Source organism: uncultured Phenylobacterium sp. (assembly GCF_902826855.1).
Taxonomy (GTDB): Bacteria; Pseudomonadota; Alphaproteobacteria; order Caulobacterales; family Caulobacteraceae; genus Phenylobacterium.
Genome location: NZ_CADEGK010000067.1, coordinates 1 through 21,537 on the forward strand (window position 1 = coordinate 1; position 21,537 = coordinate 21,537).

General features: G+C 67.5%; 24 protein-coding genes. 13 read left to right on the forward strand and 11 right to left on the reverse strand.

The window, feature by feature from the left end; all coding sequences use genetic code 11:
* The 5 genes from QZV94_RS11055 to QZV94_RS11075 all read left to right on the forward strand — a co-directional run.
* Positions 1 to 770: type IV secretion system protein (locus QZV94_RS11055; RefSeq protein ID WP_293677922.1), on the forward strand; the 770-nt coding region annotated here is incomplete at its 5' end.
* Positions 767 to 1,456, forward strand: a complete 690-nt coding sequence (trbF, locus tag QZV94_RS11060) for a conjugal transfer protein TrbF (protein WP_293677923.1) — start codon at positions 767 to 769, stop codon at positions 1,454 to 1,456. The genes QZV94_RS11055 and trbF, both read left to right, overlap by 4 nt.
* On the forward strand, positions 1,453 to 2,433 hold the full coding sequence (trbG, locus tag QZV94_RS11065) for a P-type conjugative transfer protein TrbG (RefSeq protein WP_293677924.1): 981 nt from the start codon (positions 1,453 to 1,455) through the stop codon (positions 2,431 to 2,433). Before trbF ends, trbG begins: the two co-directional genes overlap by 4 nt.
* Positions 2,430 to 3,629 (forward strand): TrbI/VirB10 family protein, encoded by a 1,200-nt coding sequence (locus QZV94_RS11070; RefSeq protein ID WP_086117936.1) that lies wholly within the window; start codon positions 2,430 to 2,432, stop codon positions 3,627 to 3,629. Before trbG ends, QZV94_RS11070 begins: the two co-directional genes overlap by 4 nt.
* Positions 3,629 to 3,883: a DUF2274 domain-containing protein gene (locus tag QZV94_RS11075; protein WP_086117935.1), complete on the forward strand. Its 255-nt coding sequence runs from the start codon at positions 3,629 to 3,631 to the stop codon at positions 3,881 to 3,883. The genes QZV94_RS11070 and QZV94_RS11075 overlap by 1 nt, the downstream gene beginning before the upstream one ends.
* On the opposite strand, the gene QZV94_RS11080 is transcribed toward QZV94_RS11075, so the two are convergent.
* Entirely contained in the window at positions 3,801 to 4,865 is a 1,065-nt protein-coding gene (locus tag QZV94_RS11080) for a LysR family transcriptional regulator (RefSeq protein ID WP_086117934.1), read from the reverse strand. The genes QZV94_RS11075 and QZV94_RS11080 overlap by 83 nt on opposite strands.
* Before the next feature lie 346 nt (positions 4,866 to 5,211).
* Between QZV94_RS11080 and QZV94_RS11085 the strand changes: the two genes are divergently transcribed.
* On the forward strand, positions 5,212 to 5,487 hold the full coding sequence (locus QZV94_RS11085) for an AlpA family transcriptional regulator (protein ID WP_086117933.1): 276 nt from the start codon (positions 5,212 to 5,214) through the stop codon (positions 5,485 to 5,487).
* Here QZV94_RS11085 and QZV94_RS11090 read toward each other — a convergent pair.
* From QZV94_RS11090 to QZV94_RS11115, 6 genes are all read right to left on the reverse strand, one after another.
* Positions 5,462 to 6,718 carry a site-specific integrase gene (locus tag QZV94_RS11090; RefSeq protein WP_293677925.1) on the reverse strand — a complete coding sequence of 419 codons (1,257 nt, stop codon included), beginning with the start codon at positions 6,716 to 6,718 and terminating at the stop codon, positions 5,462 to 5,464. The genes QZV94_RS11085 and QZV94_RS11090 overlap by 26 nt on opposite strands.
* Positions 6,719 to 7,012: 294 nt before the next feature.
* Positions 7,013 to 8,572, reverse strand: coding sequence for a glutamine-hydrolyzing GMP synthase (gene guaA / locus QZV94_RS11095; RefSeq protein WP_293677926.1), 1,560 nt, complete (start codon positions 8,570 to 8,572; stop codon positions 7,013 to 7,015).
* Positions 8,573 to 8,579: 7 nt separating this feature from the next.
* The gene (locus tag QZV94_RS11100; RefSeq protein WP_293677927.1) at positions 8,580 to 9,857 is read right to left on the reverse strand and encodes an RsmB/NOP family class I SAM-dependent RNA methyltransferase; all 1,278 of its coding nucleotides are present in this window, start codon (positions 9,855 to 9,857) and stop codon (positions 8,580 to 8,582) included.
* A 4-nt stretch (positions 9,858 to 9,861) separates the two neighbouring features.
* A complete protein-coding gene (locus tag QZV94_RS11105) occupies positions 9,862 to 10,266 on the reverse strand; it encodes an MAPEG family protein (RefSeq protein WP_293677928.1) in 405 nt (134 codons plus the stop codon).
* Positions 10,267 to 10,284: 18 nt separating this feature from the next.
* Entirely contained in the window at positions 10,285 to 11,748 is a 1,464-nt protein-coding gene (guaB, locus tag QZV94_RS11110) for an IMP dehydrogenase (RefSeq protein WP_293677929.1), read from the reverse strand.
* Between the two features lie 71 nt (positions 11,749 to 11,819).
* A complete protein-coding gene (locus QZV94_RS11115; protein ID WP_293677930.1) occupies positions 11,820 to 12,623 on the reverse strand; it encodes a class I SAM-dependent methyltransferase in 804 nt (267 codons plus the stop codon).
* A gap of 54 nt (positions 12,624 to 12,677) precedes the next feature.
* Between QZV94_RS11115 and QZV94_RS11120 the strand changes: the two genes are divergently transcribed.
* Together QZV94_RS11120 and QZV94_RS11125 are read left to right on the forward strand one after the other, a co-directional pair.
* Positions 12,678 to 13,568: a LysR family transcriptional regulator gene (locus tag QZV94_RS11120; protein WP_293677931.1), complete on the forward strand. Its 891-nt coding sequence runs from the start codon at positions 12,678 to 12,680 to the stop codon at positions 13,566 to 13,568.
* 18 nt (positions 13,569 to 13,586) lie between these two features.
* On the forward strand, positions 13,587 to 13,997 hold the full coding sequence (locus QZV94_RS11125; protein ID WP_293677932.1) for a pyridoxamine 5'-phosphate oxidase family protein: 411 nt from the start codon (positions 13,587 to 13,589) through the stop codon (positions 13,995 to 13,997).
* Between the two features lie 22 nt (positions 13,998 to 14,019).
* Here QZV94_RS11125 and QZV94_RS11130 read toward each other — a convergent pair whose 3' ends face one another.
* A complete protein-coding gene (locus QZV94_RS11130) occupies positions 14,020 to 14,748 on the reverse strand; it encodes an RlmE family RNA methyltransferase (protein ID WP_293677933.1) in 729 nt (242 codons plus the stop codon).
* Positions 14,745 to 15,878 (reverse strand): Ppx/GppA phosphatase family protein, encoded by a 1,134-nt coding sequence (locus QZV94_RS11135; protein ID WP_293677935.1) that lies wholly within the window; start codon positions 15,876 to 15,878, stop codon positions 14,745 to 14,747. The genes QZV94_RS11130 and QZV94_RS11135 overlap by 4 nt, the downstream gene beginning before the upstream one ends.
* A 160-nt stretch (positions 15,879 to 16,038) precedes the next feature.
* Between QZV94_RS11135 and hspQ the strand changes: the two genes are divergently transcribed.
* From hspQ to QZV94_RS11150, 3 genes are all read left to right on the forward strand, one after another.
* Positions 16,039 to 16,368: a heat shock protein HspQ gene (gene hspQ, locus QZV94_RS11140; protein WP_293677936.1), complete on the forward strand. Its 330-nt coding sequence runs from the start codon at positions 16,039 to 16,041 to the stop codon at positions 16,366 to 16,368.
* A 109-nt stretch (positions 16,369 to 16,477) separates the two neighbouring features.
* Positions 16,478 to 17,881 (forward strand): aldehyde dehydrogenase family protein, encoded by a 1,404-nt coding sequence (locus tag QZV94_RS11145; protein WP_293677937.1) that lies wholly within the window; start codon positions 16,478 to 16,480, stop codon positions 17,879 to 17,881.
* Between the two features lie 113 nt (positions 17,882 to 17,994).
* Positions 17,995 to 19,584 carry an MDR family MFS transporter gene (locus tag QZV94_RS11150; protein ID WP_293677938.1) on the forward strand — a complete coding sequence of 530 codons (1,590 nt, stop codon included), beginning with the start codon at positions 17,995 to 17,997 and terminating at the stop codon, positions 19,582 to 19,584.
* A 1-nt stretch (position 19,585) separates the two neighbouring features.
* Here the strand turns inward: QZV94_RS11150 and QZV94_RS11155 are convergent, their stop codons facing one another.
* On the reverse strand, positions 19,586 to 20,377 hold the full coding sequence (locus tag QZV94_RS11155) for a thiazole synthase (protein WP_293677939.1): 792 nt from the start codon (positions 20,375 to 20,377) through the stop codon (positions 19,586 to 19,588).
* A gap of 3 nt (positions 20,378 to 20,380) precedes the next feature.
* The gene (gene thiS, locus QZV94_RS11160; RefSeq protein WP_293677940.1) at positions 20,381 to 20,581 is read right to left on the reverse strand and encodes a sulfur carrier protein ThiS; all 201 of its coding nucleotides are present in this window, start codon (positions 20,579 to 20,581) and stop codon (positions 20,381 to 20,383) included.
* A gap of 76 nt (positions 20,582 to 20,657) precedes the next feature.
* Between thiS and aroQ the strand changes: the two genes are divergently transcribed.
* Both aroQ and QZV94_RS11170 read left to right on the forward strand, forming a co-directional pair.
* Positions 20,658 to 21,095 (forward strand): type II 3-dehydroquinate dehydratase, encoded by a 438-nt coding sequence (gene aroQ / locus QZV94_RS11165; RefSeq protein ID WP_293677941.1) that lies wholly within the window; start codon positions 20,658 to 20,660, stop codon positions 21,093 to 21,095.
* A gap of 29 nt (positions 21,096 to 21,124) precedes the next feature.
* A partial coding sequence (locus QZV94_RS11170; RefSeq protein WP_293677942.1) for an acetyl-CoA carboxylase biotin carboxyl carrier protein subunit occupies positions 21,125 to 21,537 on the forward strand: 413 nt, incomplete at its 3' end.

A 21,537-nucleotide genomic window follows, 5' to 3' on the forward strand; every position in this document is an offset into this window, starting at 1 on the left:
TCATGGCCGAGCGGGTGCTGGGCAACGTCATCTCATCGGGCATCAAGGTGCTGGTGCTCGCCGTCATCATCGGCATCGGCTCAACTCTGTTCAGCCAGTTCACGGCAGGCTTCGGCGGTCAGCCGCCGACCATCGACGACGCGATGGCCGTCGTATTGGCGGCGCTGTCGCTGCTCGGTCTCGGCATCTTCGGTCCCGGTATCGCCAACGGCATCGTGTCCGGCGGCCCGCAACTCGGCGCCGGTTCCGCCATCGGCACCGGCCTCGTGGCGGGGGGCGCGGCCATGGCTGCTGGCGGCGCGGCCGGGCTCGCCCTGCGCGGTGGCGCGAGCGCCATTTCCGGCGGCGCCGCTGCCGTGCGCGGCGGAGCCAGCGCAGCGGGAGCCGCCTCCGCCGCCTACAGTCTCGGTTCCCTCGGCAAGTCGGGTGCCGCCGGCGTCGCGTCGGGCCTCGGCGGCGTCGCACGAGCTGCCGGCGGCGCGGCAGCCTCTCCACTGCGCCGGGCCGCGCAGAGCGTTCGCTCCAGCTTCGCCGACGGCGTCAAGACCGGCTTTGGCGCCACCGGCGGCTCCTCGAGCATGGGCACGGTCGCCAATGATGCCGCACCGGCAGCCACAGGCGCTGCCGCCAGCCCGCCGGCGTGGGCACAGCGCATGCGGCGTGGGCAGACCATGAGCCACGGCGTCACGCTCGCGGCACACGCGATCCGATCGGGCGACAGCCACGGCGGCGGCTCTTCCATCAATCTCTCCGGAGGCGACCGCACATGAGCTTCTTCAAGCGACCCGCAACCCACTATGGCAAGACGCCCGAGCCCGAGACACCCTATCAGCGCGCGGCGCAGATCTGGGACGATCGGATCGGATCGGCGCGTGTCCAGGCCCGAAACTGGCGGCTCATGGCCTTCGGCTGCCTGATCCTCTCCGCCGGCTTCGCCGCCGCGCTGGTCTGGCAGTCGGCGCGCGGGACCATCGTCCCGTGGGTGGTGCAGGTCGACAATCTCGGCCAGGCGCAGGCGGTCGCGCCAGCGCAGGCCGACTATCGCCCCACAGACCCGCAGGTGGCCTGGCATCTGGCGCGGTTCATCGAGCAGGTCCGCTCGATTCCGGCCGACGCCATCGTCGTCCGGCAGAATTGGCTGCGCGCCTACGAGTTCACGACCGATCGCGGTGCGGCCGCCCTCAATGACTTCGCCCGGGCCAATGACCCCTTCACCCGCGTCGGCAAGCAGCAGGTGTCGATCGAAGTGTCGAGCGTGATCCGCGCTTCGCCCGACAGCTTCCGTGTCGCCTGGACCGAACGCCAATACGAGAACGGCCAGCTCTCCACGACACAGCGCTGGACAGCGATCCTGACCATCGTGATCCAGCCCCCGCGCGACGCAGAGCGGCTGCGGGCCAACCCGCTCGGGATCTACGTCAACGCCATCAACTGGTCACGGGAGCTGGGGCAATGAGAAATCATTTCCGTCAACCGGTGAGCCGTCGCTTCCGCACTTCCGGTTTTGCGCTTCTGCTGATCTCCGGTTTGGCGCTTGCCGGCTGCGCGACCAACCGACCGCCACAGATCAGCTATGACGCCGAAGTTCCGCCGCTTCCCCCTGTGCCGGCTGCCGTCACGGAGGCGCCACCAAGGCCGCTTCACACACCGCCCGCCTGGACACCCGCGCGCGGTGGCGCTGCCGCAGGGACGCCGGCGGGTCGTGTAGAGAATGCCAATGCCGCCGCGCGCGTCGAACCGCGCCGCGAGGGCTATTACAACTCGATCCAGATCTATCCCTGGAGCGAGGGCGCGCTCTATCAAGTCTATGCCGCTCCCGGGCAGATCACCAACATCGCGCTGGAACCAGGCGAAAGCCTGACTGGCGCCGGCCCCATCGCTGCGGGCGACACGGCACGCTGGATCATCGGCGACACCGAGAGCGGCTCTGGCATCACCCGGCGCGTCCATGTCCTCGTAAAGCCGACACGGCCAGACATCACGACCAATCTGGTCATCACCACCGACCGGCGCATCTACATGATCGAGCTGCGCTCCGGCGATCGGCCCTATATGCCGGCCGTCGCCTGGGCCTATCCGCAGCCGCCCGCCTCGCAGAGACAAGCCGTGCCCGCCACGCCGGTGATCCCGGCCGTTGCGGCACGGAACTATCGCTACGGTCTCACGGGCGACACGCCGCCGTGGCGGCCGGTTTCGGTCTACGACGACGGGCGCCGCGTCTATGTCGAGTTCCCGCGCGGGATCGTTCAGGGCGAGATGCCGCCGCTCTTCGTCATCGGCGCCGATGGCGAACCGCAGATCGCCAACAGCCGGATTCACCAGAACGTCCTGATCGTCGACCGCCTGTTCGGCGCCGCCGAGCTGCGTCTCGGCAGTGGAGACCGCCAGCAGACGGTGAGGATCGTTCGCACCGATGGGAGGCCCGCATCATGAGCGAACGAGACACACAGGGCGAAGCCGAGGCACCGCTGGTCGGCACACCACCCAGCGATGCAGCTGCGCCGATGCGGCTGCGCGCCGAACCACCCAAGGTCACCCGGCTGTCACGAAAGGTGCTGGGAGGCATCAGCCTGGTTGCCGCGCTCGGCGTGGGTGGCGCCCTCATTTATGCGCTGCAGACGCGCAACATCGGCCCGGGCAATGAGGAGCTTTACTCCACGCAGAACCGGCGAACTGCGGACGGGCTTGCCGGCCTGCCACGCGACTATACCGGCCCGGTGCTCGGGCCTCCGTTGCCCGGGGATCTGGGGCGCCCCATCCTCGATGCGCAAAATCGTGGCCAGCCCGTCACGCCGCCAATGGCGGCAGCGCCCGCCGTCGATCCGGTGGAGCAGCGCAGACGCGCGGAAGAAGAAGCTGCCCGAACGAGCCGCGTCTTCTTCCAAACCGAGGCGCGCGTCGCAGCTCCGGTTTCGACAGCTGGGGGACCGGGCAACCCGAGCCTGACTGGGCTGGGTCTTCCGGGCCAGCCAGGCACACCCACGGCACAGGATCGCCAGCTCGCGTTCCTGAATGCGGGCGTAGACCGGCGCACGGTCTCGCCGGATCGCGTGATGGGTCCGGCATCGCCCTTTGTCCTCCAGACCGGCGCCGTCATCCCGGCGGCGCTGATCACCGGCATCAGGTCGGACCTGCCGGGCCAGATCACCGCGCAGGTGACCGAGCATGTCTACGACAGCTCGACCGGGCGCATCCTGCTCGTCCCGCAGGGCACGCGGCTGATCGGTGAGTACAGCAACGATGTCGGTTTCGGTCAGCGCCGGGTTCTACTCGTCTGGAAGCGGCTCATCCTCCCGAACGGCCGTTCGATCGTCTTGGAACGTCAACCCGGAGCCGACGCGCAAGGCTATGCGGGACTTCAGGATGGCGTCGACTATCACTGGTGGGATCTCGCCAAGGCAGCCGGCCTGTCGACCCTGTTGTCGGTTGGCGCCGAACTGGCCGTCGACGATCAGGATCGGCTGCTCCGGGCGATCCGGAACGGTGCGCAGGACACGATCAACGATGCCGGCCAGCAGATCATCCGTCGGCAGCTCAATGTCGCGCCGACCCTCACGATCCGGCCGGGATTTCCCGTGCGCGTCATCGTCACCCGCGACCTCGTGCTTGAACCTTATGGAGGCTTCTGATGACCAAGCTGAAGCTCGGCCCAATCGTCGACGACAAGCCGGTGAAGGTGACGATTGAACTCCCTGCGCCCCTGCATCGGGACCTCGTCGCCTACGCCGCGGCACTCGGCCGCGAACAAGGCCAGGCCATCAGCGATCCGACGAAGCTCGTCGTGCCCATGCTCGAGCGCTTCATTGCAACCGATCGGGGGTTCGCCCGCGCGCGCCGCGATGGCGGTCAGCGTGCGGCACGCGCCAATGTTCAGGACGGATGAGCCGCTGCCGGGTGAACCATGCCTGGTCTCTCTCCGATAGGGACTTCGCCAGCGTCAGCAGACGTTCGAGATCCCTCGGCAGAGACCCGCTCGAATGGACCGCACCATAGCGGAGAACGGCGTCCTCGATCAGGCGGAAGGTGATGCCGGAAAGGCCGGACCGAACATGGGCGCTGCCCGCGATGGTGACGCCGCCGCCATGCGCAACGATCTGCATCAGCGATTCTCGAGTGACGGCCAGTTGCTCGATCTGAAGGTCGCCGGGCGAAGTCTGGAGGCTTCGCATCAGGTAAGCCTTCGCGAAGTCACCGGTCGGCAAATGGGTCACCACAAAGTGCCGATCCCGCAAGTCATCCCACTGGAGCGCCTTCTGATCGGCGAGTGGGTCGCCGTCTGACATTGCGACGTACACAGGCTCGGCCCACAGATGCGTTACGTCCAAGCCCTTCGCGGGCAATGCTTCGGCGACAATGCCAACATCAAGCTGCCCCCGCCTCACGGCCGCGATTAGTTCGGGACAGCTACCCTCGCTGAACCTCAGCTTGACCCCCGGGCGGTCACCCCGAAAAGCCCCGAAAAGCTCCGACAGAAAGCCCATGGTCAGAGGCCCGAACACGCCGATCCGAAGATGCCGTCCTCTGTTCGCCACTGTTCTTGCACCGTCGAGCGCCGATCCGATCTGACGAGCCCCAGGGGCGGCCTGATCCAGGAATTGTTTGCCGATGTCCGTCAGGTCGACGCCGGCAGGATGACGGCGGAACAGCTGAGCGCCGATCTCATCCTCGATATCCCGGATGCGGCGGCTGATCGCCGACTGCTCGACGCCGAGATCTTGTGCCGCGCGCCGGAAGCTACCGCTTTCCGCAGCGGCGATGATGTAACGCACATGGCGTAGCTCGATCTTCGATCTCGGCACGATGGTTCCCCATGATGCAAAGGTCTTTGCAAACGTAGCCCCGTCAGCCCCCGAGAACTGTTCCAATCAGATGATAGGTCTTCTCCGTCTCCTCGCTACCGCCGCCCACGAAATCCTTAAATGTCACATATTCGACTGTTGCTACGTCGCTAGCGGACCTCCGGATCGCATCCCGCCGGTGCAAGCAGTAAATGGTGCGTGATCTGAACAGCGCAATTACGGCGCGTAACGCGTGCGGCGAGTCGTGCAGATTCTGTGGGCTGACGGATGTCCGGCCGCGCTGTCAGGACTGGAAACAGCACGCCGATTTCTACGCCAGAGCCCGAAATTGCCGCACGCCACGCAGAAGGGACTTCCGGTATCGGCACCTATCGTTCTCAATCGCCGGCGACAGCCGCGAAGGAGATTGAGAATGGGTCAGATTGAGCCTTTGGAAATCAGGAAGACCATCAGGCGGCACCAACTGCGAGAGATGGTGCCCCTGGCAGACAGCACGATCTACGAGATGGAGCAGCGCGGCGACTTTCCGCGGCGTTTCGCGCTGTCGCCGCGCTGCATCGTCTGGGATCTTGCGGAGGTCCAGGCCTGGTTGCTGGCACGGCGCGCGAAGCCGATTGCCCGCGCTCAGCATCCCGATGTGACCAAACGCCATTCCCGGCCGGTCAAAGGGCAGGATCGAGCGCGATAGGCGGCATGACTGTCGGCAACAGCGTCGGAACATACTTCCGGCCCTCGACCCAGGCATCGACGGTGTCAGCCCATTCCTGCATCATGTGGCGACGCTGAACTTCGTACTCGGCCTTGTTATAGACGCCGCGCGATGAACGCCCATCCTCGTGCGCAAGGCACTTCTCGATCCAGTCGCGGTTGAAGCCCAGCTCGTTGAGCAGCGTCGACCCCGTGCGCCGAAGGTCATGGACGGTGAACGGCTCCAGCGGCAGCCCCTCCTTCGTGGCCTGTTCGACGACAGCGTAGGTGACCCGGTTAAAGGTCGCCCGCGACATCGGCGCGTCCGCATCGTAGCGGGACGGCAGCAGATATCGGGAATTACCAGCGCAGGTCTTGAGCGCGATCATGATGTCGAGGGTCTGCCGGCACAGATAGACGTTGTGCGCCTTCGATCGCTTCATGCGCTCCTTCGGGATCGTCCAGACAGCGTTTTCGAAATCGACCTCATCCCAGACCGCGTCCTGCAACTCGCTCTTCCGGACCATGGTGAGGAGGTAGAGCTTCATGCCGAGGCGGATCGTCGGCAGGGTCGCGACATGCTCGAGTTGCTTGAGCATGATGCGGATCTCGGTCGGCGAAAGCGCCCGGTCCTTCGGCGTGAAGGTGGCGATCGAAGCAGGACCCACATCATCGGCCGGGTTCGCGACCTTCTCGCCATGGAGAATGGCGAAGGCGTAGATCTGCTTCAGGATATCCCGCACATGGATGGCTGTCGCCGGCGCGCCCCGTTCCACGATCTTGGCGCAGTGTGCGCGCAGGTCATCAGGCGTGATCTCGGTCAGCAACCGATTCCGCCAGACGGGCTTGAGTTCGCGCTCGAAGATGGCGCGGCGCATGGCGCGCGTGCTGTCGGCCATGGGCGCGCCTGTCAGCCACTTCTCGCCGAACTCACCGAAGCTCTTGGCCTCCTTGATCCGACGCTTATCCCGCTGCTTCTCGATGGCTGGTGACCGCCCCTCTGCGATCATCCGTTTGGCGTCCAGGCACAGTTCACGCGCCCGGGCGAGCGAGATCCCATCTCTGGCGTACTTGCCAAGATGGACGGTCTCGCGCCTGCCGTTCAGCCGGTAGTCCAGCCTGAACGAGATGCCGCCTGTGGGTGCGACGCGCACATACATGCCGTCACGATCGGTCACCTTGTACATTTTGGCTTTTGGTTTCAGGCACTTGAGTGCTGCATCCGTCAACATTTGGGGCCTCCACACAAAAAAAGACCGTCAGGCGTTTTTCGGAGGCTTTCGGCGGATATATCTGTTTATTTTCAGCAGATTAGGCCGAAAAAAGTACCGTCACGAGCCTCTGTCGCTGTGACGGTACTTTCGATTTTCCGGATGATCAACCGGGGGCGGGTCCGTCACCAGATACGACAGACGCGTTCCATGCCCACCGATAGACATCGATAGGCTATGGCTTGATTATTTCTGTTTTTCAGTGGGTTAGAGCGTATTCTGGCGTAGTTTTGGATACCCTCGGATGGGCAAAAATTATTCCCACTCGATGGTGCCGGGCGGCTTCGACGTCACGTCGTAGACGACGCGGTTTACGCCTCTGACCTCGTTGATGATGCGGGTGGCGCAGCGGCCCAGGACCTCCCAGGGGAATTCGAAGAAGTCAGCCGTCATGCCGTCAGTCGAGGTGACGGCGCGGAGCGCCAGTACATCCTCGTAGGTGCGGGCGTCGCCCATGACGCCGACGGTCTTCACCGGGAGCAGGACGGCGAAGGCCTGCCAGATGCTGTCGTAGAGGCCGGCCTTGCGGATCTCGTCGAGGTAGATGGCGTCGGCGGCCTGCAGGACGGCGACCTTCTCGCGGGTGATCTCGCCGGGGATGCGGATGGCCAGGCCGGGGCCGGGGAACGGGTGGCGGCCGACGAAGGCCGGCGGCAGGCCCAGTTCGACGCCGAGCGCACGGACCTCGTCCTTGAAGAGCTCGCGCAAGGGCTCCACCAGCTTCAGCTTCATGTAGTCCGGCAGGCCGCCCACGTTGTGGTGGCTCTTGATGACGGCGCTTGGGCCGCCGCTGGTGGAAACGCTCTCGATGACGTCGGGATAGAGGGTTCCCTGGGCCAGGAACGCGGCGCCCTCGATCTTTGCGCTCTCCTTGTCGAACACCTCGATGAACAGGCGGCCGATGGTCTTGCGCTTGGTTTCCGGGTCGGACACGCCCGCCAGTTCATCAAGGAAAAGATCAGCTGCATCAACGTGTATCAGCGGGATATTGTAGTGATCACGGAACATGGTGACCACCTGGGTGGCCTCGTCCTTGCGCAACAGGCCGGTGTCCACGAAGACGCACGTGAGCTGTTCGCCGATCGCCTCATGGATGAGCACCGCGGCCACCGAGGAATCCACGCCGCCCGAGAGACCGCAGATGACCTTGGCGTCGCCGACCTGCGCGCGGATCTTGGCGACCTGTTCCTCGCGGTAGGAGGCCATTGTCCAGTCGCCCTTCAACCCGGCGATGCGGTGGGTAAAGTTGCGCAGGATCAGCGCGCCGCGCGGCGTGTGGGCCACCTCGGGGTGGAACTGGATGCCGTAGAACCGGCGGCCTTCGTCGGCGATGACCGCGAAGGGGGAACCCTCTGACGCCGCAACCACCTCGAAGCCCAGCGGGATGGCGGTGACCTTGTCGCCGTGGCTCATCCACACGGTCTCGCGATCGCCGATGTCGCCCAGCCCCTCCAGCAGGGGCGACCTCCGCTCGATGAGGATCTCGGCGCGGCCGAACTCGCGGTCGTGGCCGCCCTCGACCGCCCCGCCCAGCTGCGCGCAGAGGGTCATCTCGCCGTAGCAGATGCCCAGCACCGGCACGCCCAGCTCGAAGATCCGCTGCGGGGCCGCCGGGCTGTCGTCCTCGTGCACACTGGCCGGACCGCCGGAGAGGATCACCGCCTTGGGGGCGAAGGCGTCCAGCATGGCGTCGACCTTGTCGAACGGATGGATCTCGCAATAGACGCCCGCCTCGCGCAGCCGGCGCGCGATCAGCTGCGTCACCTGGCTGCCGAAATCGACGATCAGGACACGTTCGTGGGCGACTTCAGGCATGGGTCCGTTAGCGGGCTTTCTCCAGCACGGCGACGTAGAATCCGTCCGTGCCGGCGGTGAGGGGCGTGAGGCGCAGATCGCCTGCGGGGGTGAGGAATTTCGCCAACGCCGGATCGTCGGTCGCGGCTTGGCGAGCGAATTCGGGGTGGCTCTCCAGGAAGGCCGCGACCCGGTCCTCGTCCTCCTCGGGCAGCACCGAGCAGGTCACATAGACCATGCGGCCGCCCGGCTTCACGAAGCCGGCGCCGTCCTTCAGCACCACGTCCTGGTCCTTCTGGCGCCGATCGAGGGCGTCGGGAGTCACCCGCCACTTGGTATCCGGGTGGCGCCGCCACGAGCCCGTGCCGGTGCAGGGCGCATCGATGAAGACCACGTCCATCTTCGCCGCCAGGTCCTTGAGCGGGTCGGGGTTCAGGGGCGAGCGGATCTGCAGGTTGCGCACCCCGGCGCGGTCGCCGCGGCGGATGGTGTCGGTCAGGCGTCGCGCGTCGTTGTCGTAGGCGTAGATCTGGCCGGTGTTGGCCATGGCCGATGCCATCGCCAGCGTCTTGCCGCCGCCACCGGCGCAGAGGTCCAGCACCTGCTTGCCCTTGACGTCCCCGGCGACGGAGGCGGCGACCTGGGAACCCAGATCCTGGATCTCGAACCAGCCCTTGGAGAACTGCGGGATCGCCTCGACGGCGCCGCTGCGGTCGGCGGCGGCCGGGGCGGCGACGCGCAGCGCGTTGGGCGCCAGACCCGGCGGCTGGGCTTCAAAGACACCCAGGGCCTTCAGCGCGCGTTCGGGATCGGTCTTCAGAGTGTTGACACGCAGGTCCACCGGCGCGCGCTCCGAGAGCGCCGCGCCCTCCGCGGCGCGCCGGTCGCCGAACGCCCGCGCCATGGAAGCGTCCAGCCAGTCCGGGTAGTCGCCGCGCACCGAAGCCGGGGCGTCGGCCAGGTCGCGCGGGGCCGCCAGGGCCGCCCGTTCCGCGTCGGTGAGCGCGCCATGGCCGTGCACCTCGTCGCCCGCCGCGTCGGCCAGCCGCTCGATGGGCCAGCCCCAGTGCAGATGCAGGGTCGCCAATACGGCCGCCCGCGGCGTCTCCTCGCCCATCCGCCAGGCGAGGGAGCGCTTGCGGCGCAGGACGTCCAGCACCAGGCCCGAGATGAAGGCGCGATCCTTCGACCCGGCGTAGCGGGCGCCCTCGCCCCAGGCCTTCATGGCGAGGCGGACGGGGCGATGCCGCGTCTCGATCTCGGTCAGGACCTCAATGGCCGCCGTCAGGCGTCCGCCGTCGCGCATCAGCTCACCTGAAGAGGGCCCAGATCACCATGACCAGCCCGACCAAGGACACGGCCCACACGATGGTGCGCAGCATCGGCACGCCCATGGCGTAGAGCGGCGCATAGGCCGCGCGGCCGCCGACGTAGAGCCACGCGCCCCAGATGGTCAGGTCCGCGCCCAGCCTGCCGGCCACAGCGTTGGCCAGGATGGCCGCGGCGAAGAAGGGGAAGGTCTCGATGAAGTTCCACAAGGCCCGGTGGAGCCGCGCGGCGACCCCGGAGACGGGCATCGGCGTGTCGCGGGGCCCGGCGGCCCACTTCATGTCCTGCTGCGCCCGCGCCGCCCCGGCCGCCCACAGGAGCTGCACCAGGCCGATCACCACCGCCGCCATCAGGAGCTTCAGCTCCAGCGCCACGCCCTCGCCCATCGCCGTCGCCTCCCTGTCCTAGATCCCGCTCGGATAGTTCGGAGCCTCGCGGGTGATCATCACGTCGTGCACATGGCTTTCGCGCAGGCCCGCGCCGGTGATGCGGATGAACCTGGCCCGTTCGCGGAAAAGCGGCAGGGTCGGCGCCCCCACATAGCCCATCGCCGCGCGGAGTCCGCCGACCATCTGGTGGAGGATGGGCGCAAGCGGGCCCTTGTAGGCCACCTGCCCTTCGATCCCCTCTGGAACCAGCTTCAGCGCGTCGGTGACGTCCTTCTGGAAGTAGCGGTCCGCGGACCCCTGCCCCATGGCGGCAAGCGAACCCATGCCGCGGTACGATTTGTAGGAGCGGCCCTGGTACAGGAAGACCTCGCCCGGCGCCTCGTCGACGCCGGCGAAGACCCCGCCCATCATGGCGACCGACGCCCCCATCGCCAGCGCCTTGGCCAGGTCGCCGGAGTACTTGATCCCGCCGTCGGCGATCACCGGGACGTCGGAGCCCTGAGCAGCGCGCACGGCGTCGGCGATGGCGGTGAGTTGCGGCACGCCCACGCCGGCGACAATCCGCGTTGTGCAGATGGAGCCCGGACCGATGCCGACCTTCACCGCGTCGGCGCCGGCCTCGATCAGGGCGCGCGCGCCGTCGTAGGTGGCGACATTGCCGGCGACGATCTGGACGCGGTTGCTCTCGCGCTTCACCCTGGCGACGGCGTCGGCGACCGATGCGTTGTGGCCGTGGGCGGTGTCGATCACCACCACGTCCACGCCGGCGTCCACCAGCGCCATTGAACGCTCGTAGCCCGCATCGCCCACCGTCGAAGCGGCCGCGACCAGCAGGCGGCCCTGCGCGTCCTTGGCGGCGTCGGGGTGCGCCTGGGACTTCTCCATGTCCTTGACGGTGATGAGCCCGACGGCACGGTAGTCGTCGTCGACCACGATCAGCCGCTCGATCTTGTGCCGGCGCAGCAGGTCGCGCGCCTCAGCCTGGGTCACGCCCTCTCGAACGGTGACCAGGTTCTCGTGCGTCATCAGTTCCTTGGCCGGAATATCTCCACTGCCCTCGAAGCGCATGTCGCGATTGGTCAGGATTCCGCAGAGGCGGCCCGTCTGAGGGTCGACCACCGGAAAGCCGGAGATCTTGCGCCGCGCCTTGATGGCCAGCACCTCGCTGAGCGGCGTGTCCGGATTGATGGTCAGCGGATTGATGACCATGCCGCTCTCGTAACGCTTCACCTCGCGCACCTGGTCGGCCTGCTCCTCGACCGTGAGGTTGCGGTGCAGGACGCCTATGCCGCCCGACTGGGCCATGGTGATGGCCAGCCGGCTTTCGGTCACCGTGTCCATCGCCGCCGAAACCAGCGGGATGTTCAGGTTGATCTCGCGCGTGAACCGCGTGGACACATCCACCTGGGTCGGCATCACGTCGGACGGACCCGGTTCCAGCAAAACGTCGTCGAAGGTCAGACCTTCGCGTATCTCCATGGAGCACCTCGTTTTGCGGTCCGCGTATAGGGGCTCGGCGCCTTGCACGGCAAGGGGCGTGACGGGTGCGTTCATGCGATTGCGGGCTCCTGACTGGGTTTGGCGAAGACGATGAAGTCGCCGGTGGTGGGCTTCTGCTCGATCGTTCCGGCCGCCAGGGCGGCGTCCAGGCGCGCGAAGCCCTCGTCCAGTTCCTGCGGCGTCATGTGCTCGAACACTGAGACGGCGCGCAGTTTCAGCCGCTCCACCGCTGTGGCGAGGTCGCCTTCGAACGGAATCAGCATCTGCACCGACTCCTCCGTGGTGAAGCCGGACGCCTCGAAGACGGCACGCGCCTCGGCCTCGGTGGGAAACATCGCTTCCTCCACCGCCCAGCTGCCCGGGAAGTAGCCGCGCCACCAATGATCCGGGATGCGCTCGCGGAAGGTGCTGCGAAGGATCAGCCGCCCACCCGGCTTGAGCACGCGGGCGATCTCGCCGGCCGCCGCGGCGCGGTCGCGAACGTGGTGGAACGACAGGAACATCAGGACGAAGTCGGCGTAGGCGTCCGGCAGCGGGATCGCCGCGGCCTCTCCCGCCAGGTAGGTCACCCGGGCGTGGCGCGCCTCGGCTTCGGCGGCTCGGCGCATCCCGCCAGCCGGCTCCACGCCATAGACCGGCCCGCCGAAGGTCTCGGCCAGCGAAGGCGTGAACCGACCCGTGCCAGATCCCAGGTCGATCCCGACCAGCGGTCGCCGGGCCGGCAGGTGGCGGGCGAAGGATTCCATCCAGGCCTGGATCGCCGCCGGCGGCAGCGCCCTGCCCCTGGCGTACACGTCGTGCTGCACGCGATCGTAGTCGACGGGCGGGAGGTTCTTAGGGGTGAGGTCTTCCATGACCAGCTAGTGCCGCGATTGCCGTTGCACGAAAGCCGACTTATTTGCCAGTCATTGTTCGAAAATGTCACATCGGGCGTCCTGGCCGCGCTGAACGCGCTCCGCGCCTTCGAGGCGGTGGCGCGGACCGGCCGCGTGACGCTCGCGGCCGAGGAACTGCACGTGACGCATTCTGCGGTCAGCCGGCAGGTCAAGGCGCTGGAAGCGGCGCTGGGCATTCGGCTGTTCACGGGGCCAAAGAACCGCCTGGAACTGACGCTCGCCGGGCGCGAACTGCTGCCCCCTTTGACGGAGGCCTTCGATCAGATCGCCGCCGCCGTCCGCCGTACGCGGGTGGGGGGCGAGGACCTGCATGTGGCGGTGAACGCCTCACTGTCGGTGAAGTGGCTGATCCCGCGCCTGGCGGGCTTCCAGGCCGCCCATCCGGACATCCGCCTGCACCTCTCAGAACTGGCCGCGCACGCCACCTCGCACCGCGGCGCCCAGGCCGTGGTGCGGATCGTGCCGCTGAGCCGTCTCGCGGACCCGCACTGCACGTCCTTCATCTCGCCCAACGCGCTGGGCGCGGTGATGTCGCCCGAAATGGCCCAGCGCTGCGGCAGCGATCCGCTGCAAGCGCCGCGCCTGGCGGCGGCCACGCACCCGGAGGCCTGGCCAATCTTCGCCGAGCACGCCGGCGTGGAGCTGCTACCGGCCCGTGAGCGGCCCTTTGCCCACGTCCATTTCGCCATGGACGCCGCCCTGGCCGGCCTTGGGGCCGCCGTGGTCTCCTGGCCGCTTTGCGCCGCCGAGGTGCTGGCCGGTCGCCTTGTGGCGCCGCTGGGCTTTGTGCGCTCGGGCAGCGCCTTCGCACTCCTGGCTGCACCGGGCGCCGAGGGCCGCGCGCTGGACCGCTTCCGCGACTGGCTCGTGACGGAGGGCGCAAAGACGCCGGAGCCGCTATAGTAGGCTCGGGAGGCGATCATGAGCGTACTGACCGACGAGATGCGGCGCATGGTGGAAGACCAGCACCTAGGCTTCGTCGCCACCGTCAATCTGGATGGCGGCCCCAACCTGGCGCCGAAGGGCACCACGCGAGTCTGGGACCGGGACCACATCATCTTTGCCGACCTCGGCGCGCCGGACACGGTGGCGGGCCTGCGCAAGAACCCGGGCATGGAGATCTGCGTCCTGGACCCCGCCGCGCGGGCAGGCTGGCGTTTCAGAGGACGCGCGATCGTGCTGTCGGAAGGGGCTCTCTTTCAGCACATACGCAGCAGCTACCGCCAGGGCGACGGGGCCCCGGCGTTCCCGCACATCGTGTTGATGACGGTGGAGGAGGCACTGCCCCTCGCCTCGCCCACGCGTCCGCGCCCGTCCTCTCCGGAGACCTGAAGCCGGGCTTGGGAGCCGGCATTCACCGCAGCGCGCCGGGCGGAAGACCGCCCTTGAACCCCGTCGCGACCAGGAACACCTCAGAGCTGTCCTGCCGGCTGGCCTTGGGCTTGACGTTCTTCACCACCTCGAAGTGCTGCTTCAGTTCAGCGATGAGGCGGTCGGTGCCGCCGCCCTGGAAGGCCTTGGCGACGAAGGCGCCGCCGGGCTTCAGCACCTCCACGGCGAACGCCATCGCCGCTTCGATCAGTCCGATGATGCGCAGGTGATCCGTCTCGCGGTGGCCGACGGTGTTGGGCGCCATGTCGGAAAGTACGACGTCGGGCGGCCCCCCGAGAAGCTCGATGAGCCGTGGCGCGCAGGCCGGATCGGTGAAGTCCATCTGCAGGATCTGCGCAGGTGGAAGCGGGTCGACGGGCAAGAGGTCGACGCCGACGATGTGGGTCACCCCGCGCTGGACGGCGACCTGTGTCCAGCCTCCGGGCGCCAGGCCCAGGTCGACCACGCGCGCGCCGGGCCTGAAGATGTGGAAACGGTCGTCGATTTCGGTGATCTTGAAGGCGGCGCGGCTGCGATAGCCCAGGGCGCGCGCCTTGGCGGAGAACGGGTCGTTCACCTGCCGCTCCAGCCAGGCCTGCTGGCTGGGTGTGCGCTGCTTGGCGGTCTTCAGGCGGGCGGGCTTGCCGCGGCCGCCCTCCTGGCCGCCGGTGGGCAGCTTGACCATACGCTTGCGGGGCGGCTCATCGCTCATTGGCCGTCGCCTCCCGGGCAGGGTCGCCCGGCCGGCCCTTGCGCGCCGGCTCGGCTGCGCCGGCGCTTGCGGCGGCGGCGCGCACCGGTCCGCTCGGACATCAGCGACAACAGGATCCCCTCGCGCAGGCCGCGGTCGGCCACCCGCACCCGGCTGCAGGGCCACTCCTCCTGCACCGCCTGGAGGATCGCAGCGCCGGCGAGCACCAGATCGGAGCGGTCAGGGCCGATGCAGGGCTGGCCTGCGCGCTCGGCGGCGCTGAGCGCGAGCAGGGACCCGGCGGCGGCGTCGCACTGGTCACGGGTCATCCAGATGCCGTCGACGCGGTTCCTGTCATAGCGCGGCAGCCGCAGGTGCATGCCGGCCAGGCTGGTGATGGCGCCGGAGGTGCCGACGAGGTGCGCGCGGTCGGCTTCGAAGATCGGCCGCATCGGATCCGCGCGTTTGAAGGCCGCGATTTCGCATCTCACGTGATCGACCATCTGGCGGAACCAGCCCTCGGTGGGCACGGCGCCTTCGGGAAACCTTTCGGCCAGGGTGACCACACCGATCGGCACCGACAGCCAGGCGCGTACCGGCGGCGTCTGGCCGGGCCCGTTCCGCCCTTGGAGGCCGGCCTTCAGATCGACCCAGGAGAGTTCCGTCGAGCCGCCGCCGACGTCGACGACCAGCGCGGCTTCGTGGCGGTAGTCCAGCAGGTTCAGGCAACCCGTCACCGACAGCCGGGCCTCCTCCTGCGGCGTGATGATCTGCAGCTTGACGCCAGTCTCGTTGGCGACCCGGTTGATGAATGCCTGGCCGTTGGCGGCGATGCGGCAGGCCTGCGTGGCGATGGCGCGGAACTTCAGCACCCGGCGGCGGCGCACCCGCTCGCCCGACACCTTCAGCGCGGCCAGGGCGCGGTCCATTGCCGCATCCGCCAGCCGCCCGCTCTGCGAGAGCCCTTCGCCCAGCCGAACGATTCGCGAATAGGCCTCCACCACGCGAAAGCCGCCGCCGGGAGTCGGCGTGGCGATCAGCAGGCGGCAGTTGTTGGTTCCCAGGTCGAGGGCGGCGTAGCACGGCGCCTCGGCAGTCGACCTCTCCCGGCCGTGGTTTGCTGGCCCGGGCGCGCGCGGCGCCTCACTCATGGACATCATCCGTCCTACGCAGGCGCGCGTTCCCCCTTCGCGCCTGATTTCGGGGCGACTGTAGCAAGCCTGGCGGGCGCCAGGAAGACGACGGTTGTATGAAACGCCCGCGTCACTACGTTCACCTTCCAGTCAGAACGAGGGGTGTAGATTCGCGGTCATGAGTACGCGACTCGCCAAATTCACGATCGGCCAAGTCGTCCGTCACCGCGTGTACCCATTCCGTGGCGTGATCTTCGACGTCGATCCCAGCTTCTCGAACACCGAGGAATACTGGCTCTCAATTCCGGAGCATATCCGGCCGCACAAGGATCAGCCGTTCTACCACCTGCTGGCGGAGAACGACGAGAGCGCCTACGTGGCCTACGTCTCCGAACAGAACCTGCTGCCCGACGACACCGGCCAACCCGTGGGCCACCCGCAGGCCTCGCTCATCTTCGAAGGCTTCGACGAGGGCCAGTATCGCCTGCGTCACGGCATCGGACACTGACGACGTTCCTTCACACCAACGGTACGCGGCAGTCCTTCCAGGGCAGCGAGGCTTGACCGCCGCCGCGTAAAGAGCGTTGCGTGCCGCCTTCGATTTCCCGGAGGCTCCGATGTCCGACTACAAGATGCTGATCAACGGCCAGATGGTCGCCGGCGATGCGACGATGTCGGTGCTCAACCCCGCGACGGAGGAGCCCGTGGCCACCTGCCCGCGGGCTTCCAAGGCCCAGTTGGACCAGGCGGTGGCCGCCGCCAAGGCTGCCTTCCCGGCCTGGAGCAAGACCTCGATCGATGAGCGCCGCAAGGTGCTGATCGCCATCGCCGACGTCATCCAGGACAACGTGAACGACTTCGCCCGCCTGCTCACCCAGGAACAGGGCAAGCCGCTGGCCGACGCCACCGGCGAGGTGATGGGCGCCTCGGCCTTCTGCCGCTACTTCGCCACCCTCGACCTGCCGGACCGCGTGGTGACCGACGACGCCACCAGTCGCGTCGAGGTGCGCAGGAAGCCCCTGGGCGTGGTGGGCTGCATCATCCCGTGGAACTTCCCGATGATCCTGATGATGTTCAAGCTCCCCGCGGCGCTGCTGGCCGGCAACACGGTCGTGGTGAAGCCTGCGCCGACCACGCCGCTTACGGCGCTGAAGCTCGCCGGGCTCATCAAGGACCTAGCCCCGCCCGGGGTCATCAACATCATCGCCGACGCCAACGACCTGGGCGGCGAGATGACCAAGCACCCGGACATCCGCAAGATCAGCTTCACCGGCTCCACCGAGACCGGGAAGAAGGTGATGGCCTCGGCCGCCGATGCGCTGAAGCGCATCTCCCTGGAGCTGGGCGGCAACGATGCGCTGATCGTGCTGGACGACGTCGACCCCAAGGTGACCGCGCCGCAGGTCTATGGCGCAGCCATGCAGAACGCCGGCCAGGTCTGCATCGCCGCCAAGCGGATCTACGTGCACGAGAGCATGTACGACGCCATGTGCGACGAACTGGCAAAATGCGCCAACGAGGCGGTGGTCGGCGACGGCCTGGAACAGGGCACCCAGATGGGCCCGCTGCAGAACAAGGCCCAGTTCGAGAAGGTGCTGGGCTTCCTGGAGAGCGCCAAGAAGGACGGCAAGATCATCGCCGGCGGCGGTCGCAAGGGCGACAAGGGCTACTTCATCAACCCGACCATCGTGCGCGACATCGCCGAGGGCTCGAAGCTGGTCGACGAGGAGCAGTTCGGCCCGGTCATGCCGGTGATCAAGTACTCCGATCCCGCCGACGCGGTGCGCCGCGCCAACAACTCCATGTACGGGCTGGGCGGCTCGATCTGGGCGAAGGATTCGGACCGCGCCTGGGATCTGGCGACGGAGATGGAGTCGGGGTCGGTGTGGGTGAACAAGCACGCCGACATCCAGCCGCACCTGCCGTTCGGCGGCGCCAAGTTCTCCGGTATCGGTTCGGAGCTCGGCGAGGAGGGCCTGAAGGAATTCACCCAGGTCCAGGTCCTGAACATGGCGCGGTGAGTTTCCGTCCTCTCCCACGCATCTCGTAGGAGAAGACGGGGGGCGCGCTGTTTTGAAACATCCCGCTCAACTAGCTCGGTTAGTACGACAGCCGGGGCCTGAGGGGGCGGGGTTTGAGCGAGCAGAGACAGTTCACCGAGTACGAGCGCAAGATCACGCTGTGGGGCGTGGCAATCGTGTTCCTGCTCTCGGCGCTGGACCAGACCATCGTGTCCACGGCCATGCCGCGGATCATCGCCGAGCTGAACGGCCTGGCCCTCTACGCATGGGTCACCACGTCCTACCTGCTCACCTCGACGGTGATGGTGCCCATCTGGGGCAAGCTCGGCGACCTCTACGGCAGGAAGCCGGTGCTGCTGGCCGGGATCACCTTCTTCCTCGCCGGCTCCTGGCTGTCCGGTGTTTCGGGAGAGTTCGGCGACCTGCCGCTGCTGGGCGGCGGCATGACCCAGTTGATCGTGTTTCGGGCGATCCAGGGGATTGGCGGCGGGGCGCTGTTCACCACCGCCTTCGCGATCATCGGCGACCTCTATCCGCCACGCGAACGTGGCAAGGTCGGCGGCATGTTCGGCGCGGTGTTCGGACTGTCGTCCACGATCGGACCACTGATCGGCGGCTTCTTCACCGACCACGGCACGGTCGAGCTGTTCGGTCACACGATCGCCGGCTGGCGCTGGGTCTTCTACCTGAACCTGCCGCTCAGCCTCCTGTCGCTGTTCATGATCATCGTGAAGATGCCCAAGATGTCCCACGCGGCGAAGGGCAAGATCGACTTCGTCGGCGCCGGCCTGATCATCGCCACGGTCGTGCCCTTCCTGCTGGCGTTGACGTTCGGGGGTGCGCAGCACGCCTGGCTTTCGCCGATGGTGCTGGGCCTGTTCGGCGCCGCAGCCCTGGGCCTCGTGCTCTATGTGATCGCCGAGCGGTTCGCCACAGACCCGATCCTGCCGCTGGACCTGTTCAGGAATCAGGTGTTCAGCACCGCCAATCTGGCGGGATTCCTGATCTCAATGTCGTTCATGAGCACGGTGACGTTCCTGCCGCTCTTCATGCAGCTGGGCCAGGGCGTCGGCGCCACCGAGAGCGGCCTGTCCATGCTGCCGCTGATGGTCGGGATCATGGGCAGCTCGATGCTGTCCGGGCGGCTGGTGAGCCGGACCGGGACCTACAAGGCCTACATGGTCGGTGGCATTGTGGTGACGGCGCTGGGGGTCTGGCTGCTCAGCCAGATGACCGCCGACACCACCCGCCCGGATCTGGCCTGGCGAATGCTGGTGCTGGGGATCGGCCTGGGCCCCGGCCAGAGCCTGTTCACCCTGGCCGTGCAGAACGCCATGCCGGTGTCGCGGCTGGGCGTCGTGACCAGTTCCGGCCAGTTCTTCCGCCAGATCGGCTCCTGCATCGGCGTGGCCCTGTTCGGGACCATCCTGACCAACCAGCTGAACGCCAGCCTGGGCAAGGTGATGCCCGGCATCGACGTCGGCAAGCTGCACGGGATGGGCGCCGAGGCGCAGGCCGGCGGCGGCCTGGCGCTGCCCGACTTCGTGAAGGACCTGATCGCGGGCGCCATCACGCACACGTTCGTCCTAGGGCTGGGACTGCTGGCCGCCGCCCTGCTGGTGACCCTGCTGATCCCCCGGATCCCTATGCGCGACGACCTTCAGGCCGTGGTCAAGGCCGAGGAGCCGGCGGAAGCCGCCTGAGCTAGATCAGGCCGCTGAGCGGTGAGGAGGGGTCGGCGTACATGCGCTTGGCCATGCGGCCGGCGAGGTAGGATTCGCGGCCTGCGATGACGGCGTGTTTCATCGCCCGCGCCATGCGGATCGGGTCCTTGGCCTCGGCGATGGCGGTATTCATGAGCACCGCGTCGCAACCGAGCTCCATGGCCAGGACCGCATCCGACGCGGTCCCGACGCCGGCGTCGACCAGCACCGGCACTTTGGACTGTTCCAGGATCAGCCCGAGATTCAGGAAGTTCTGGATCCCACGGCCGGAGCCGATCGGCGCCGCGGCCGGCATGATCGCGGCGGCCCCCGCGTCCTCGAGCTTTTGGGCATAAACCGGGTCGTCGGAGCAGTAGACCATCACGGAGAAGCCGTCAGCGATCAGCAGCTTCAGCGCCCGCAGGGTCTCTTCCATGTCAGGCAGGAGGTGTTTGGTGTTGGACAGCACCTCCAGCTTCACCAGGTCCCAGCCGCCCGCCTCGCGCGCCAGGCGCAGGGTGCGCACCGCTTCCTCGCCCGTGTAGCAGCCGGCGGTGTTCGGCAGGAAGGTGAAGCGGTCGGGCTTCACGTGGTCGACAAGCATCGGCTGTCTGGGGTCCGACAGGTTCACCCGGCGCAGCGCCACCGTCACGATCTCGCAGCCGGAGGCCTCGGCGGCGGCGGCGTTCTGGGCGTAGTCCTGGTACTTGCCCGTGCCGATGATCAGGCGAGACTTGAAGGTGCGGCCGGCGACCTCCCAGGTATCCTCCTCAGTCCGGACAGACCCGTCCATGGCTCAACCGCCTCCGATAAAATGCACGATCTCGATCCGGTCGCCGTCCATCAGCGCCGTCGTCGCATAGGCCGAGCGGGGCACGATTTCGAGGTTGCGCTCCACGGCCACCTTCTTCGTGTTCAGGCCCAGCACCGACACCAGCGCCGCCACGTCTGTGACGTCGTCGAAGGTGCGGGTCTCTCCGTTCACGATCAGCTGCAAGGCCGGCTCCGGTCGGGTTGCTTGTGGCCTGCGGCCCGGCCCGTTACAAGGGCGCCGGAATCGACGGCGGAGCTCAATGCCGAAACCGATCTATGTGCTGAGCGGTCCCAACCTCAACCTGTTGGGGACCCGCGAGCCGGAGATTTACGGACATGAGACCCTGGAGGACGTCCACCGCCTGGTCGCGGCGCGGGCGTCGTCCCTGGGCTATGAGGTCGTGTGCCGGCAATCGAATCACGAGGGCGTGCTGGTGGACTGGATCCAGGAGGCCCGCGAGAGCGCGAGCGCCTTGGTCCTGAACCCCGCCGCGTACGGCCATACCTCGATCGCCATCCTCGATGCGCTGAAGATGCTGAGCATCCCGGTGGTGGAGTGCCATCTCTCGAACCCGGCGGCGCGCGAGACGTTCCGCCGCAAGACCTATGTGTCGCTGGCCGCGGCCGGAATCATCTCCGGCTTCGGCGCGCGAAGCTACGAACTGGCCGTCGAGGCCGCCGCGGGCCTGGCCCGCTAGCTCAGATACGAAAGACAAGGGCCGCATACATGGCGAATACCCCCAAGGCGCCCGCCGATCCGATCGACTCGCGCCTGGTCCGCAAGCTCGCGGATATCCTCACGGAGACCGGCCTCTCGGAGATCGAGGTCGAGCACGGCGGGCTGAAGATCCGGGTGGCAAAGCAGCTTACGGCAGCGCCGGCTGTCCACTACGCGGCCCCCGCCCCGGCTCCCGTGGCCGCACCGGCGCAAGGCGCCCCTGCCGCCGCGCCAGCGTCCGCCGCCCCGGCCCGCGCCGCCGGCGAGGAGGTGAAATCGCCGATGGTGGGCACCGTCTACCTGCAGCCCAACCCTGGCTCCCCCGCGTTTGTGAAGGTCGGCGACACGGTGGAAGCCGGCCAGACCCTGTTCATCGTCGAGGCCATGAAGACCATGAACCCGATCCCCGCGCCCCGGGCCGG